The sequence below is a fragment of the Kribbella sp. NBC_00662 genome, assembly GCF_041430295.1.
Lineage (GTDB): Bacteria > Actinomycetota > Actinomycetes > Propionibacteriales > Kribbellaceae > Kribbella.
In genome coordinates, this window is record NZ_CP109029.1 from 3,387,751 (window position 1) to 3,401,882 (window position 14,132).

The 14,132-nt window shown below is 68.8% G+C and carries 17 protein-coding genes; 6 read left to right on the forward strand and 11 right to left on the reverse strand.

The genetic code is table 11. The annotated features are described in order from the left end of the window. Positions 1-80: 80 nt before the first annotated feature. The 5 genes from OHA10_RS17125 to OHA10_RS17145 form a co-directional block, all read right to left on the reverse strand. Positions 81-644, reverse strand: a complete 564-nt coding sequence (locus OHA10_RS17125) for a hypothetical protein (RefSeq protein WP_371407203.1) — start codon at positions 642-644, stop codon at positions 81-83. Next, positions 641-1,792 carry an L-histidine N(alpha)-methyltransferase gene (locus tag OHA10_RS17130; RefSeq protein ID WP_371407204.1) on the reverse strand — a complete coding sequence of 384 codons (1,152 nt, stop codon included), beginning with the start codon at positions 1,790-1,792 and terminating at the stop codon, positions 641-643. The genes OHA10_RS17125 and OHA10_RS17130 overlap by 4 nt, the downstream gene beginning before the upstream one ends. A 57-nt stretch (positions 1,793-1,849) precedes the next feature. After that, positions 1,850-2,068, reverse strand: a complete 219-nt coding sequence (locus tag OHA10_RS17135) for a cold shock domain-containing protein (protein WP_371407205.1) — start codon at positions 2,066-2,068, stop codon at positions 1,850-1,852. Positions 2,069-2,213: 145 nt separating this feature from the next. After that, positions 2,214-2,405, reverse strand: a complete 192-nt coding sequence (locus OHA10_RS17140) for a hypothetical protein (RefSeq protein ID WP_130443947.1) — start codon at positions 2,403-2,405, stop codon at positions 2,214-2,216. Beyond that, on the reverse strand, positions 2,402-3,739 hold the full coding sequence (locus OHA10_RS17145) for a PspC domain-containing protein (protein ID WP_371407206.1): 1,338 nt from the start codon (positions 3,737-3,739) through the stop codon (positions 2,402-2,404). The genes OHA10_RS17140 and OHA10_RS17145 overlap by 4 nt, the downstream gene beginning before the upstream one ends. 217 nt (positions 3,740-3,956) lie before the next feature. On the opposite strand from OHA10_RS17145, the gene OHA10_RS17150 reads away from it, so the two are divergent. From OHA10_RS17150 to OHA10_RS17160, 3 genes are all read left to right on the forward strand, one after another. Then, positions 3,957-5,537 carry a PspC domain-containing protein gene (locus tag OHA10_RS17150; RefSeq protein WP_371407207.1) on the forward strand — a complete coding sequence of 527 codons (1,581 nt, stop codon included), beginning with the start codon at positions 3,957-3,959 and terminating at the stop codon, positions 5,535-5,537. Further along, a complete protein-coding gene (locus tag OHA10_RS17155; RefSeq protein ID WP_130443951.1) occupies positions 5,534-6,175 on the forward strand; it encodes a response regulator transcription factor in 642 nt (213 codons plus the stop codon). The genes OHA10_RS17150 and OHA10_RS17155 overlap by 4 nt, the downstream gene beginning before the upstream one ends. Before the next feature lie 62 nt (positions 6,176-6,237). Then, entirely contained in the window at positions 6,238-7,230 is a 993-nt protein-coding gene (locus tag OHA10_RS17160; RefSeq protein WP_371407208.1) for an ABC transporter permease, read from the forward strand. 4 nt (positions 7,231-7,234) lie between these two features. Here the strand turns inward: OHA10_RS17160 and rpsR are convergent, their stop codons facing one another. Beyond that, complete coding sequence (gene rpsR / locus OHA10_RS17165) at positions 7,235-7,477, reverse strand: 30S ribosomal protein S18 (RefSeq protein WP_130443954.1); 243 nt, start codon at positions 7,475-7,477, stop codon at positions 7,235-7,237. Positions 7,478-7,614: 137 nt separating this feature from the next. Here rpsR and OHA10_RS17170 point away from each other — a divergent pair, with 137 nt between their 5' ends. Continuing rightward, entirely contained in the window at positions 7,615-8,937 is a 1,323-nt protein-coding gene (locus OHA10_RS17170; protein ID WP_371407209.1) for an aminopeptidase C, read from the forward strand. Here the strand turns inward: OHA10_RS17170 and OHA10_RS17175 are convergent. Both OHA10_RS17175 and OHA10_RS17180 read right to left on the reverse strand, forming a co-directional pair. Continuing rightward, positions 8,926-9,657, reverse strand: coding sequence for an alpha/beta fold hydrolase (locus tag OHA10_RS17175; protein ID WP_371407210.1), 732 nt, complete (start codon positions 9,655-9,657; stop codon positions 8,926-8,928). The two genes, OHA10_RS17170 and OHA10_RS17175, sit on opposite strands and share 12 nt — an antisense overlap. 40 nt (positions 9,658-9,697) lie before the next feature. Beyond that, on the reverse strand, positions 9,698-10,426 hold the full coding sequence (locus OHA10_RS17180; RefSeq protein WP_371407211.1) for a PIG-L deacetylase family protein: 729 nt from the start codon (positions 10,424-10,426) through the stop codon (positions 9,698-9,700). A 43-nt stretch (positions 10,427-10,469) separates the two neighbouring features. Here OHA10_RS17180 and OHA10_RS17185 point away from each other — a divergent pair, with 43 nt between their 5' ends. Further along, positions 10,470-11,540, forward strand: coding sequence for a serine hydrolase domain-containing protein (locus OHA10_RS17185; protein ID WP_371407212.1), 1,071 nt, complete (start codon positions 10,470-10,472; stop codon positions 11,538-11,540). On the opposite strand, the gene OHA10_RS17190 is transcribed toward OHA10_RS17185, so the two are convergent. Continuing rightward, positions 11,537-12,145 (reverse strand): ClpP family protease, encoded by a 609-nt coding sequence (locus OHA10_RS17190; protein ID WP_371407213.1) that lies wholly within the window; start codon positions 12,143-12,145, stop codon positions 11,537-11,539. The two genes, OHA10_RS17185 and OHA10_RS17190, sit on opposite strands and share 4 nt — an antisense overlap. Then, positions 12,142-12,744, reverse strand: coding sequence for a ClpP family protease (locus tag OHA10_RS17195; RefSeq protein ID WP_371407214.1), 603 nt, complete (start codon positions 12,742-12,744; stop codon positions 12,142-12,144). Before OHA10_RS17195 ends, OHA10_RS17190 begins: the two co-directional genes overlap by 4 nt. A 97-nt stretch (positions 12,745-12,841) precedes the next feature. Between OHA10_RS17195 and OHA10_RS17200 the strand changes: the two genes are divergently transcribed. Beyond that, on the forward strand, positions 12,842-13,198 hold the full coding sequence (locus tag OHA10_RS17200) for a hypothetical protein (RefSeq protein WP_371407215.1): 357 nt from the start codon (positions 12,842-12,844) through the stop codon (positions 13,196-13,198). Here OHA10_RS17200 and OHA10_RS17205 read toward each other — a convergent pair. Further along, positions 13,195-14,070, reverse strand: a complete 876-nt coding sequence (locus OHA10_RS17205; RefSeq protein ID WP_371407216.1) for a phospholipase — start codon at positions 14,068-14,070, stop codon at positions 13,195-13,197. The genes OHA10_RS17200 and OHA10_RS17205 overlap by 4 nt on opposite strands. Positions 14,071-14,132 lie beyond the last annotated feature (62 nt).

Below are 14,132 nucleotides of genomic sequence, written 5' to 3' on the forward strand. Positions count from 1 at the left end.
CTCTGACCGCATCGGGAAGTCAACGTTTCGGCACAATTTGCCACTACTGGCAGCAGATGCTCCGGTTTCGGCCTCGGCCGTTAAGGCCGGGGGAGGTTGGCGAGCAGGTTCTGCAGCTTCTCCCGGGTGGCGGCGAAGTAGCTGTTCTCGCGGTGCAGAGCACGATGGAACGCGGCCAGCTCGGCCGGCGAGATCGTGTTCGAGAACGTGCTGATCTCGGTGAGGTCGAGCCGCCGGTTGAACAGATGGACGGTGTCCCGCCAGCGGTGCAGCAGCCCGACCAGGTCGGCGTCGCGGTGCAGTCCGAGCGCGCCGGACACCAGCGCGAGATCCACCGCGGACACGACCAGCCGCGGATACACCTGCCGAGAGGTCGGCGCGTCGGGCGAGAACCGTTCGTCGTTGAGCAGCCGGGTGTTCTCCTGCAGCTCGTCCACCACAGCACGCAGTACTTCGGAACGCCGCTCCGCCTCGGCTGTGAGCCGCTCGACGAAGATGCCGCTCAGCCCGGCGACCAGAGTGAGGGTGTTGACGGCCGGCTCCCAGCGCGAGTTCCCCGGCCAGAAGAACCAGATGATGCCGAGAACGAACGCCACCCCGAGCAGCCCGTACGTCACCACTGTGACGACGGTGCGCCGGGTCATGTTGCCCAGATGTCGTCGGCGAGGCTGTGCGCCGCCTCGCCGGCCGCGTCCGGTGCGAGCAGGAGCAGCTCCAGGCCGAACGGGTTCGGGCGGCGGGTGTACCGGAACTGGGACTGGATCGCCTCGACCGGAGTCAGCTGGCAGGCCTCGGTGAGCCGCTTCAGCCGGGTGGTCGAGTACTTCCGGGTGGTGTAGAGCCGGATCGTGTCACCGATCGGCAGCACCACCTCGGTGTGGTCCGGCAGCTCCATCCGGATCTCGTCGTCGGTGTCGTTCTGCCAGAGGATCTTCACCAGCAGCGCGTCCTCGTCCTCGACCTCGCCGATGAACTTGACCCGGTCGTTGTTGATCTTGAGGTCGGTGTTGTACCGCAGTGCGCTGGTGACGAACTCCGCGAACGCGCGGGTCTGGTGATACTCGTCGGCTGCCGCGTCCGCGGTCTCCTGGTCCAGCCGGGTCGTGCTGGCCACCTCGAGCAGCAGCCGGTCCTGCGGCCGCAGTACGTGCGTCAAGGTGCTGAGCAGCTCCTCGTCGCTCTCGAAGTTGGCCAGCGTGTTGCCGGTGAGCGTGAACAGGATCGGATCGTTGCCGACCAGCCGGGCGAGCATCTGCGCGAGCTCGTCCATGTTGTCGGCGATCGAGAAGTCCAGCTGCACCGGCAGCACCTGGGACACCGGGAAGCGGGCGCCGCGGACGGGCTCGAGCGTGCCCATCCGCAGCATCTCCGAGCTCATGTCGACCGGTATGTAGTACATGTCCCGGTTGTTCCGGCGCATGTCGCTGAGGATCGTGCGGTCCTTCACGCCCGTCCCGACGCCGAGGCTGACCAGGTGGAAGCCGCCGTTCTCGACGTGCGGACGGACCTTGCGCCAGTGCCGCAGGAACGACTCCGCGCCCGCCTTCATGACCAGGTAGAACGGGTCGTTGGTGGCGTTCGCCCAGGCGATGGTCGGGCCGATACCCCAGTACGAGAAGCCGGACGTGATCTGCTTGCCGTCACCGGTCGTCGACACCGGCCCGCGCAGGTCCCCGGTCAGCGTCGCGAGCTTGTCGGTCTGATCCTCGCCGACGAGCAGCAGGGACCAGGCGAAGTCGTCGTCGGCCAGCGCATGCTCGAGCTTCCGGATCACGGGTACCGGCTCTGCCACGTCTCACCCCTCACACGATGAGACGTCAGATTATCGGTTGCCGGACCGGACCGCTGGTCAGATCGGCGTGACCGCGTCCGCTTCCCGGCCCTTGGGCCCGTCCACGATCTGGAACTCGACCGGCTGGCCGTCCTCGAGGGTCTTGTACCCGTCGGAGACGATCTTGCTCCAGTGCACGAACACGTCGTCGACGTCGTTGCCGTCACCATCGGTCTCGACGGCAAGAAAACCGTAGCCCTTGTCGGCGTTGAACCACTTCACGGTGCCGCGCACCATCGGAACTCCTCGACCACGGAACCCGCTTGTCCGGGCCCCTCGCGATCCACCAGCTTACCGAGAGCCGCCCGCGCGAGGGGCGCGGCGGTCGCGAGTCCACCGGCCGGACCAGGAAGATGCCACCGGCAAGCAGTGTGAGGGCGGGTCAACCGCGGCGGGAGGCGGCCAGGCCGAGGACGCCGGCGGTGACCAGGAGGAGGGCGCTGGTGACGCCGAGGTCGTCGGTCTGCAGGACGCCGTTCTCGGTCAGCATCCAGATCGTGGCCGCGCCGGTGAGGACCGCGCCCGTCACGACACCGGGCACGTCCGGCTTCGTCTTGCGTGGCTGCTGGCTCATCCGCGCTCCACCTTGATACTGCCCAGCCTGACGTCCAGGTCCAGGGTGACCTGCTGCGGACCGGCCTTGCCGTCCGTGCCGAGGTCGTTGAGGTTCAGCTCGGCATCATGGCCGCCCTGGTGCTGGTCGAGGAAGGACACGTCTCCCATTTCGGCCGCCAGGTTGCCGGTCACGTCGACGTTCTCGGGCAGCTTGACGATCACCTCGCCGGCTCCGCCGTGGACGTCGACCTTCGCGCCGGGGCCGAACTTCGCCTTGGTCAGGTCCAGGTGCACCGACCCGGCGTCGAACTGGTAGCTCGTCCCGGTCGCGGTGATGGTCTGGCTCGACGGCGCGACGTAGTTGGTGTCGGCGAAGTTGCGCGGCACGTTCGGGAACACGGTGCTCGCCACCGCACCGGCCGCGAGCAGGATGCCCAGCGGCAGCAGGGCCAGCGTCCGGCCGACGAACCCGCCGAGCAGCATGCCGGCGCCGAGCGTGGCCAGGCCGATGACCAGCATGGTCGCCGTGGAGGCGCCCGCCAGCGCGGCGATACCGATCGCGAGGCCGGTCAGTACGACGACGATCGACTTGATCCCGCGCATGCCCTTCGCGGGCGGACCGGCGGGCCTGGTGCTGGCCGGCGGGGTGGTGCCGGCCGGCTCGTCGACGTACAGGCCGAGAGGGTCGTCCTCGGTCCACACAGGCTGGACCGGTTCGACGGTGCGGTCCTGGGGTCGCTGTGTGGCCGAGGACGACGGACCCGTCGGGGGAGCTGACGGGTCGCTCTGCGGCGGCGCGTACGCCGGGCTGGTCTGCTGACCGGGAGTGGTGTCCTGCGGGCGGCCGGTCCAGTTGGTGCCCTGGCCGCTCCAGTTCGCGTCCGGGCCGCCCATGTACTGGTTGCGGCGGCCGCGGCCGACCCCGCCGTTCTTGCGCTGTTTGGCGACCACGAAGATCACGGCGAGCACGATCAGCGGGCCGGGGACGAACCGGCCGAAGTCGAACGACGACATCATCGCGATCGCGGCGAACACACAGGCGCCGATCACGACCGGCCACAGCCACGGGTGGTCCGGACGGATCCGGTCACCGAGCAGACCCTGCGCCGCCGAGCGGTCGCTGCCCTCGTCGGGCATCAGCACCCAGGCGGCGATGTAGAAGATGATCCCGGGGCCGCTGAGGATCAGGACGGCCATCACCACGCGGATCAGCACGGGATCGATGTTCAGCGCGCGGCCGATGCCGCCGCAGACACCGGCGACCCAACGGTCCGACCTGCTGCGCCGCCAGGTCTGCGGGTTCTGCAGGCGGTCGCGGTCGAACCCACCGGGTCCACTCTGGTTCTGCTCCATGTCATCGATGGTCGCTCTAATGGTCGGCGTGACACATCGGGGATCCCCCCTGACGACCCCGGAGCCGGCGCGCGGGCCGGGCCGGAGCCGGTGCGGGGCCGACCGGGGTTTCGGGGTTCTCCCCGAGGCGACCCTGAGCTCCGCGGGCGGGCGCTGAGGAGGCGGCCGGGGACAAGCCTGCTGGTGTCAGACCTGTCCACATGTGACGATCGTTGTGATGAGCCAGCCAGCAGCCGCGCCGCCGGGCGGGACCTCCACGAACGGAGGCCAGCCCGAGCCGACGCCTGCCCAGTCTGCACAGTCCGGTCAGGAGCAGTGGCGCTACAAAGGCTGGGGCCCGGACGGCCCGGGGCAGTACCAAGGCCCGTACGCCGCTTACGCCGCGCGCATGGCTGCCGAGCAAGCAGCCGGCGCCCACCACGCCGGTAGCCACCAGTACGCATCGGGTGCAGGTGGCGCGTGGACACCCCCGCCGTACGGCCACTCTGGACCAGCTGGTCCCGGGGCGGCGCTCCCACCTCGGCAGCCCACGGACCCGCCTCGCCGGGCGTACCGGCGTACAGAAGGCCGGGTCGTCGCCGGTGTGGCCGGCGGGATCGCGGACCACCTCGGTGTGTCCGACACCATCGTCCGCCTGGTGCTGATCGCGACGACGGTCTTCGGCGGCTTCGGCGTACTGATCTATGCGGCTCTGTGGTTCCTGATGCCGCTCGCGCCGGACAACGTGCCGGGTGCGCCCGGCCTGGCCGCGCACACGCGCAGCGGCATGCGCTCCGACGAGCCGCCGCCTCCGGTGGCCGAGGCGAAGCAGCGGAAGCGGGAGAAGAGCCGCGGCCAGCTGCCCGCGTTGGTGGCCATCGGCATCGGTCTGTGCCTGCTGCTGCAGGTGGCCGGGTTCGGGATCGCCGGGAAGCTGTTCTGGCCGCTGGTGTTCGCCGCGACCGGTCTCGCGCTGATCTGGCGGCAGGCCGACGAGAACCAGAAGGACAAGTGGACGCAGGACATCCGCGTTCCGATCCTCGGCCTGGTGCTCGGCAAGGGCGGCTGGAAGTCGCTGATCCGGATCGCCGTCGGCCTGATCCTGATCGGTACCGCGGTCACCCTGTTCCTGGTCCAGAACGGCCGGCTCTCGATGGTCGGCGACGTACTCATCGCGCTGCTGCTGGCCGTCGTCGGCATCGGTGTCATCGCCGGGCCGTGGGTGCACCGGCTGAGCCGCGACCTGAACTCCGAGCGCGCCGAGCGGGTCCGCTCGCAGGAGCGTGCCGACATGGCCGCGCACCTGCACGACTCGGTGCTGCAGACGCTCGCGCTGATCCAGAAGCAGGCCGAGGACCCGAAGGCGGTGACCCGGCTGGCGCGCTCGCAGGAGCGCGAGCTGCGGTCCTGGCTGTACGACGAGGACGACACCACCGACCAGACCATCGCCAGCGCGGCGAAACGGGCCGCGGCCGAGGTCGAGGACTCGCACGGCGTGCCGATCGAGGTGATCACGGTCGGCGACTGCGACCTGACCGAGCCGCTCTCGTCGATGGTCCGGGCCGCCCGCGAGTCGATGGTGAACGCCGCAAAGCACTCCGGAGCTGCGAAGATCGACGTGTTCGTCGAGGTCGACGGCGACCGGGTGGAGATGTTTGTCCGCGACCGGGGCAAGGGTTTCGTGGTCGACGAGGTGCCGGACGACCGGCTCGGCTTGCGACACAGTGTGATGGGCAGGATGGAACGGCACGGCGGCCGCGCAACAGTGCGGTCCGATCCGGAGACGGGCACCGAAGTGCGACTGGAGATGGACAGATGAGCAGCAGGCGCGTTGTCGTCGTCGACGATCACGACATGTTCCGGGCCGGGGTACGCAGCGAGATCGGCGCCTCGGTCGACATCGTCGGGGAGGGATCCGACGTCGACACCGCGGTCAAGGCGATCGTCGGCACCGAGCCGGACGTCGTACTGCTCGACGTACACCTGCCCGGCGGCGGTGGTACCGAGGTGATGAAGCAGGTGCACCAGCGGCACCCGGACATCAAGTTCCTCGCGCTGTCGGTGTCGGACGCGGCCGAGGATGTGATCGGCGTGATCCGGGCCGGCGCCCGCGGGTACGTCACCAAGAACATCTCCGGCACCGAGCTGATCGACGCGATCAACCGCGTCGCCGACGGTGACGCGGTGTTCTCGCCGCGGCTGGCCGGCTTCGTGCTGGACGCCTTCTCCGGCGCGATCGACATCGCCTCGGTGGACGAGGACCTCGACCGGCTCTCGCAGCGTGAGCGCGAGGTACTGCGGCTGATCGCGCGCGGCTACGCGTACAAGGAAGTCGCCCGGGAGCTGTTCATCTCGGTGAAGACCGTCGAGACCCACGTCTCCTCGGTACTGCGCAAGCTGCAGCTGTCCAACCGGCACGAACTGACCCGCTGGGCCACCGACCGCCGCCTCGTGTGACCTGATCCGTCCGCTTCGGGGTAATCTCCACCGACCGGGTGGGGATTAGAGGGGGCGGTTTCGTGTTCTATTACGTGATGCGCCGGGTGGCGTCCGCGATCAGTGTGGTCGCGGTCACTCTGGTGGCGACGTTCGCGCTGTTCTTCATCGCGCCCACGGATCCCGCGGCCGCGATCTGCGGTGAGCGGAAGTGTCCCCAGTCGCGCTACCTCGAGATCAAGAAGAACCTGCATCTCGACGAGCCGAAGGTCCAGCAGTTCACCCGGTACGCCGCCGGCATCGTGGTCGGGCGCGACTTCGAGACCTCCGGCGTCGTCCAGCACTGCTCGGCGCCGTGCCTGGGCTTCTCGTTCAAGAACGACCGCCCGGTGACCGGCACGCTGATGTCCCGGCTGCCGGTGACCGCCTCGCTGGTCCTCGGGTACGGCGTACTCGTGCTGACCATCGGCGTGACGGCCGGCGCGATGTCGGCCAGACGACGCGGTACGCCGGGGGACCGCCTGCTGATGAGCGGCACGCTGCTGATCAGCTCGGTGCCGTACTACATCGTCGGGCTGATGGCGGCGCTGTACCTGACGATCCTCTACCCGATCCTGCCCCGCAGCGGTTGGGTGTCGCCGTTGGAGAACCCGTGGCACTGGTTCACCGGCCTGGTGGCGCCCTGGGTGATCCTGAGCGTCTACGGCTGCACCGACTACGCTCGCTACTCGCGCGGGTCGATGGTGGAGACGCTGAACGAGGACTTCATCCGGACCGCCCGGGCCAAGGGCCTGTCGGACCGGGTCGTCACCTACAAGCACGCACTCCGCGCCGGGCTGATCCCGGTCGTCACGATCTTCGGCCTCGACCTTGCCGCCAGCCTGTCCGGCGCGATCTTCACCGAGAAGATCTTCGATCTGCCGGGGCTCGGCGTGCTGGCGCTGGACGCGGTCAGCGACTACGACCTGCCGCTGATCATGGGCTCGGTCCTGCTCGGCTCGGTGCTGCTGGTGGCGATGAACCTGATCGTCGACCTGGCCTACAGCGTGATCGACCCCCGGGTCAGACTGCAGTAGCTGATCAGCGGCCCGCGGACGTGTAAGGCAGCAGGGCCATCTCGCGGGCGTTCTTGATCGCGCGGGCGACCTGCTTCTGCTGCTGCACCGACAGTCCGGTGACCCGGCGGGAGCGGATCTTGCCCCGGTCGGAGATGAACTTCCGCAGCAGCGCCGTGTCCTTGTAGTCGATGTAGGTGATGCCGTCGCGGTCCAGCGGGTTCTGCTTCGGCTTGCGCTTGCCGGTCGGGGCCGGACGTCGGGCCATGGCGCCGCTCCTTCTTGAATGTCGTTTTCAACTAGCGTAACTCAGGTGTCCATCGGTGGCGCGTTTCGGCCAGGGCATGGATTCGCCACCCCGATAGCGGCGGTCCAGGCTTGGTGGCTGTTATACCGTCGACTCTTATGGAGCGGAATCTCACAGCCGATCAGCTCGCGCTCTTCGAGAAGGAGTTCGCGTCGAACCCGCAGTACCGGGTGATGCAGAACGCCGTCACGCAGACGCCGATCAACAGCATTGCCCTCGACCGTCAGGTCGTCACCTCGATCGACCATTCGGTGTCGAACCTTCTGGACGACTGGAAGGTGACGAACCAGAAGAAGAGCGGCCGGTGCTGGATGTTCGCCGGCCTGAACCTGCTCCGGGTCGGCGCGGCCGGGAAGCTCGGGGTCAAGGACTTCGAGTTCTCGCAGAACTACGTGCTGTTCTGGGACAAGTTCGAGCGGGCCAACTTCTTCCTCGAGGCGATGATCGAGACCGCCGACCGGGACGCCGACGACCGGACGGTGGCGCACCTGCTGTCCGACCCGATCAGCGACGGCGGCCAGTGGAACATGTTCATCGCGATCGTCCGCAAGCACGGCCTGGTGCCGAAGTCGGCGATGCCGGAGACCGAGAGCTCGTCCGCGACGGCCCAGCTCAACGACGCACTGCGCAAGCTGCTGCGCCAGGGTGCGCGTGACCTGCGCGCACTCGAGGGCGACGAGGCCCGTCGCGAGCGCAAGCGGGAGATCCTGACCACCGTGCACCGGGTGCTGAGCATCCACCTCGGCACGCCGCCGCAGAAGTTCCTGTGGCAGTGGAAGGACAACGACAAGGGCTTCCATCGTGACGGCTGGACCACGCCGCTCGAGTTCGCGGCGGAGTACGTGCAGCTGCCGGTCGACGACTACGTCTGCCTGGTCCACGACCCGCGCTCGACCAGCCCGGTCGGCAAGACCTTCACGGTCGACTACCTGGGCAACGTCATCGACGCCCCGCCGGTGGTCTACCTGAACGTCGAGATCGACCTGATGAAGCAGCTCACCCAGGACGCGATCGTCGGCGGCGAGCCGGTCTGGTTCGGCTGCGACGTCGGCAAGCAGATGAACTCCGACCTCGGCTTCTGGGACGCCAAGCTCTACGACTACGGCTCGGTCTACGACACCGAGTTCACGCTGGACAAGGCCGAGCGGCTGGTGCACCACGAGACGCTGATGACGCACGCGATGCTGTTCACCGGTGTCGACCTGGTCGACGGCAAGCCGCGGCGCTGGCGGGTCGAGAACAGCTGGGGTGACGAGAAGGCCGACAGCGGCTTCTGGACCATGAACGACTCGTGGTTCGGCGAGCACGTCTTCGAGATCGCCGTCCGCCGGTCCGCGCTGCCGGCCGAGCTGCAGGCACGCCTGGACGACGAGCCGATCGTGCTCCCGGCCTGGGACCCGATGGGCGCGCTAGCGGATTAGTTCCAGCGCCCCGGCCGGACGCTCGAGGGTCGGCAGATGGCCGGCCCACGGGAGGTGGATCCGTTCGACCGTCGGAAGACGTTCGGCCAGGTAGTCCGCACTGTTGGTGAAGAACGCGAAATCATGCGCGCCCGTGATCAGCCTCACGGGCGCGCTGATCTTTTCCGGCTCGACCGGCCACTCCTCGTTGTCCACGTCACCGGCCGCGAGCTGTACGTCGTACGCCCGCCGCTGCATGGTCCGCAGCAGGTCGCGGGTGTCGTCGTCCGCCTCCGGACCGATCCACCGCCGCACGGTGAGCTCGGTCGCCCCGTCGACGTCGCCGGCTTCGAGCAGTTCGTTCTCCTCCGACCACAGCGCCCGCAGGTTGTCGTCGGGCACGACGTTGTCGGTCGGCGCGCACAGCAGCACCAGCCGGTTGAACCGCTCCGGCGCACGGCTGGCGATCTGCTGTACGACGTACCCGCCGTACGACGCCCCGACCGCGGTGACGCTGTCCGCGCCCAGCTCGTCGAGCAGCGCGAGCACGTCGCCGGCATCGGAGTACTTCGCGGCCGGCTCCAACGGGGTCTCGCCGTACCCGCGCAGGTCCAGCGTGATCACGCGGTGGTCCGCCTTCAGCTCCTCGACCTGCCTGACCCACATCCGCGCGTCGGCCACACCGGCGTGCACCAGCAGGAGATCAGGTCCGTTGCCGGCTACCGCATGTGAAATCGTCATGCCCGCACCCTGACTGGTCGGGCGGCCGGCTGCAAACCGATTAGCGCATCCGGATGACGGTGAAGGCCTCGGCGTAGTGGTTGGGCGGGAAGCCGGCCGTGGTGGCCACGCGGGCGAAGTTGGCCCGGATACCCGTGAGCAGGCCCTCGGGGTCACGGTGCTGGCTGGTGTGCGACATCAGCGCGGCCAGCTTCTGGTCGAAGGTGTCGGTGATGTCGACGTAGTGGTTGATGTCCGGGTGGTCCATCATCCACAGCTCGTCGACGTCCCAGGCCTCCTCGGTCAGGTCGCTGTACGCGTACGGATTGCCGGCCGCCGGGTAGAACCCCCGTACGGCGGCCTCGGCCGCGGCCAGGTGATCCGGATGGGACACCTGCAGGCGGGACCACACCCGCTCCGGCGACTGCGTCAGCAGGCGCTGCGGACGGACCGTGCGGATCACCCGGCTGATGTCGCGGACCAGCTCGAACGTCGGCTCGACGGCGCCGTCGGCGTACCCGAGGAAGTGCAGGTCGTGGACCCCGACGTGGTCCGCGGCGGCGGTCTGCTCGGCCCGTCGGACGGCGGGGATCTCGGCGCGGTCCCGCTCCGGCTCGAAGCCGCCGGCCTGACCGTCGGTGACGATGCAGTAGTGCACGTCGATTCCGGCCTTGGTCCACGATGCGACCGTGCCGGCGCCGCCGAAGTCGATGTCGTCGGGGTGCGCGACCACCACCAGCACCCGCTCGATCTCGCTGTCCGGTCGCGGATTCGCCTCAGGCACTGTCACGCCACGACATTAGCCGTTTGCCCGGACGGGCACAGTTGAATTCATGGAGTTCGGTGGCACGTGCGATCCGCAGGACGCCGGCCTCGACCCCGACCGGCTGACACAAGCGATTGAGTTGGTCGAGGCCCGCGGGACGATCGCGCAGCTCTGCGTCGTCCGCGACGGCCGGGTTGTCGTCGACCGGTCCTTCGGATGTGCACCGGACGCGTTGTTCTGGCTCTTCTCCGCAACCAAGCCGTATCTCGCCGTCGTGATCCACCAGCTCGTCGAGTCCGGCCGGCTGCACCTGGACGACGCGGTCGCGGCGTACTGGCCGGAGTTCGGGGAGAACGGGAAGCGCGAGATCACCGTCCGTGAGGTGCTGCGGCACCGGTCCGGCGTGACGAACGCCGGCTCGTACGTCGGTGAGGTCCGCGCGATGACCGACTGGAACCGTTCGCTCCGCCGGATCGAGGAGACGAAGCCCCGCTGGCCGATCGGCACCGTCGCGTACAGCCCGCTCGCGTTCGGATTCATCCTGAGCGAGGTCGCGCGGCGCTGCAGCGGCGTCCCGATCCACGAGCTGGTACAACGGTTCGTCCTCGAACCGCTCGGGGTCGCCGACACGTACCTCGGGCTGCCCGACGACCTGTGGGATCGGCATGTACCGATCCGGGCCTCCGGTCCGCTCGGGCCGTTCATCCAGTCGGTGGTGAATCGGCGCAGTACTCGCCAGGCCCTCGTGCCGGCGGCTGGGATGTCGACGACGGCGCGGGACCTGGCCACGTTCTATCAGGCACTGCTCGACGGTGGGCTGCTGCGGCCGGAGACGCTCGCGGTGGCGTGTGAGCCGAGCAGCGAAGGGGATGTCGACCGGACCGCGCGGGCGCCGATCCGTTGGTCGCAAGGGTTCCAGCTGGGCGGGCCGCGGTGGATCGAGGGCGCATCGACGTCGCTGGGATCGCTCAGCAGCCCGCGGACGTTCGGTCACAACGGCAGCAACTGCTGCATCGGGTGGGCCGACCCGGATCGCCAGATCGCGTACGCGTATCTGACCAACCGGGTCGGCCGTCCGAGCGCCGACCTCACCCACCACGCCGCGGTCGCCGACAAGGTGCTCGAGGCGGCCGGCTAGACGAGCGCGGCGATCGGCAGTCGTTCGCTGATCACGTGGTCGACCAGGCCGTACTCCTTGGCGCCTTCCGCCGTGAGCACGTGGTCCCGGTCGGTGTCGTGCCGCAGTTGCTCGATCGTCTGACTGGTGTGCCGCGCCAGGATCGACTCGACCTGCCCGCGCACCCGTACGACCTCGTCGGCCTGCAGGATCAGGTCCGGGATCGTGCCCCGGCCACTCGCCGCCGGCTGGTGCAGGACGATCCGCGCGTGCGGCAGTACGGCGCGACGCCCGGCCGCGCCACCGGCCAGCAGGACTGCCCCGGCCGAGATCGCCTGACCGACGCAGAACGTCGCGACCGGCGACTGGATGTACTGCATGGTGTCGTAGATCGCGAGCATCGCGGTCATGTCGCCGCCCTCGCAGTTGATGTACAGGTTGATCTCCTGCTCGGGCTTGTCGACCTCGAGATGCAGGAGCTGTGCGATCAGCGCGTTCGCGACACCGGCGTCGATCGCCGTACCCAGGTAGATGATGCGCTCGCTGAGCAGGTGTGAGTAGACGTCCATGATCCGCTCGCCGCGCGGGTGCTGGGCGATCACGTTCGGGATCGTGTAGCTGCTCATGCTGCCGCCACCTCCTTCGACTTGGGCATGACCTGGTCGAACGACTCGACGACGTGGTCGATGAAGCCGTACTCGCGGGCCTGCTCGGCGGTGTACCAGTGGTCGTGCAGCGAGTCCTCGTGCACGGTCTCGAACGTCTGGCCGGTGTCGTCGGCGATCAGTCCGAGCAGAGTGTCGCGGATGTGCCGCAGGTCGTTGGCCTGGATCTCGATCTCCACCGCGGATCCGCCGATCCCGGCCGAGCCCTGGTGCATCAGGACGCGCGCGTGCCGCAGGGCGTAGCGCTTGCCCGGCGTACCGGCCGACAACAGGAACTGCCCCGCGCTGCAGGCCAGCCCGATCGCCAGCGTCGACACGTCGCACGGCACCAGCCGCATCACGTCGCGGATCGCGAGCATCGACGGCACCGAGCCGCCCGGCGAGTGGATCCAGAACGCGATGTCGGTCTCCGGGTCCTCGGCCGCCAGCGTCATGATCTGGGTGGTCAGCAGGGTCCCGAGGTCGTCGTCCAGGGCCCGGTCCAGCACGACGATCCGCTGCCCGAACAACCGCTGCCGGGCCGTCTCGTTGAACAACGGCGCTTTCATGTCTTCTGCCATGTCATCCACCCTGACGCGGGCGGATCGCCGTACCCAGCTTTTCTGCTCACGGCAAGTCTGCTCAGAGCAAAGCTGTTCCTGTGGCAATGTCCTGCGAGTGATTCTGACTGACGACCTGTCCGAGCAGGAGCGGGTGCTGCTCGAGTTGACGGCCACCCCGGCGGCGACGCTGCTGGGTGCGGCGTCGATGATCCTGCGTACGACGCTGTTCAGCGAGGACCCGGCCGCGTGGGTCGACATGTGGCAGGCGCGCCCCGACCTGGCCCGGATCGAGTGGTCGGACGGGCCGGAGCTCGCCGACGTCGTCGCGCACCTCGCCGCGAAGGACTACGACGGCACGATCGAAGGCGTCCCGGGGCTGCGGATCACGTCGTACGACGACAACTCCGCCAAGATGCTCTGGCTCGGTGCGGCCACGCCGGTCGTCCTGCACCTCACTCGCCAGCTGTCCTAGAGGACCTTGGCGAGCAGTTCGTCGAAGTCCTCGGGGAATTCGTGGCCGACGCCAGGCAGCTGTTCGATCGTGCAACCGAAGCTGGTGAGCTGTTCGCCCGCGGCGCCGACGACCTCGAGCAGATCGTCGTCCGACCCGATCCAGATCGTTGCCGGAGACAACGTTCCGCCCGCGGCGGAAGGTAGCTCACGTAACGCGGGCGCGAGCACCAGCACCCCGGCAACCGGCCGCGGCAGACCGGTCAACGCCCAGTCAAGAGCAGCCCGCCCACCCGCCGAGAACCCGGCAGCAATCAGCGGGAGACCGAGAGATTCCGGTAGGGCAGCCAGCGCGGCGGCGATGTCGGCGGCGGCATGCTCTCGATCCGGCCATGTTCGATAGTTCGGCGACATCCGCCGGGACGACTGCACGCACACCAGCGTGTAGCCACGCTCCAGCACCCCGGCCCAGTCCGACCGTGCATGTGCTGCGGTCTGACCGGCGCCGTGGAGCGCGACCACCACCCCCACCGGCTCCTCGGGTACGTCGACCAGCGCCGGCGCCGGATCGTCCGCGACCCGTTCCGCCGACACCGCCACCAGCGCCTCGAACTCCGGCCGTCCGCGCAGGCCGGCCAGGTCGTCGTCGTCCACGAGGATGTCCGGCACCCACCACGCCCCGCCCGCGCTCGCCTCCTGCAGCGTCCGCAGCGCCGCGTCGGCATCTCCGCCGGCACCGAGCACGCACGCCTCCAGATGAGCCAGCTCGGCAGCCCACGGCTCCAGCCCGCCACTCTGAGAGGCGAGGAGCGCGGCGGCCTCGCGGTACAGCTGCTCCTCGTAGAGCGCCTCGACCCGGTCCACGAGCGCGTCGTACCGCGCGGTCTGATCCATGCCTGCACCCTAAGTTCCCGACCGCCCACCTGCGGTTTTCGGTAACTGTCGGCGGGAGCGCC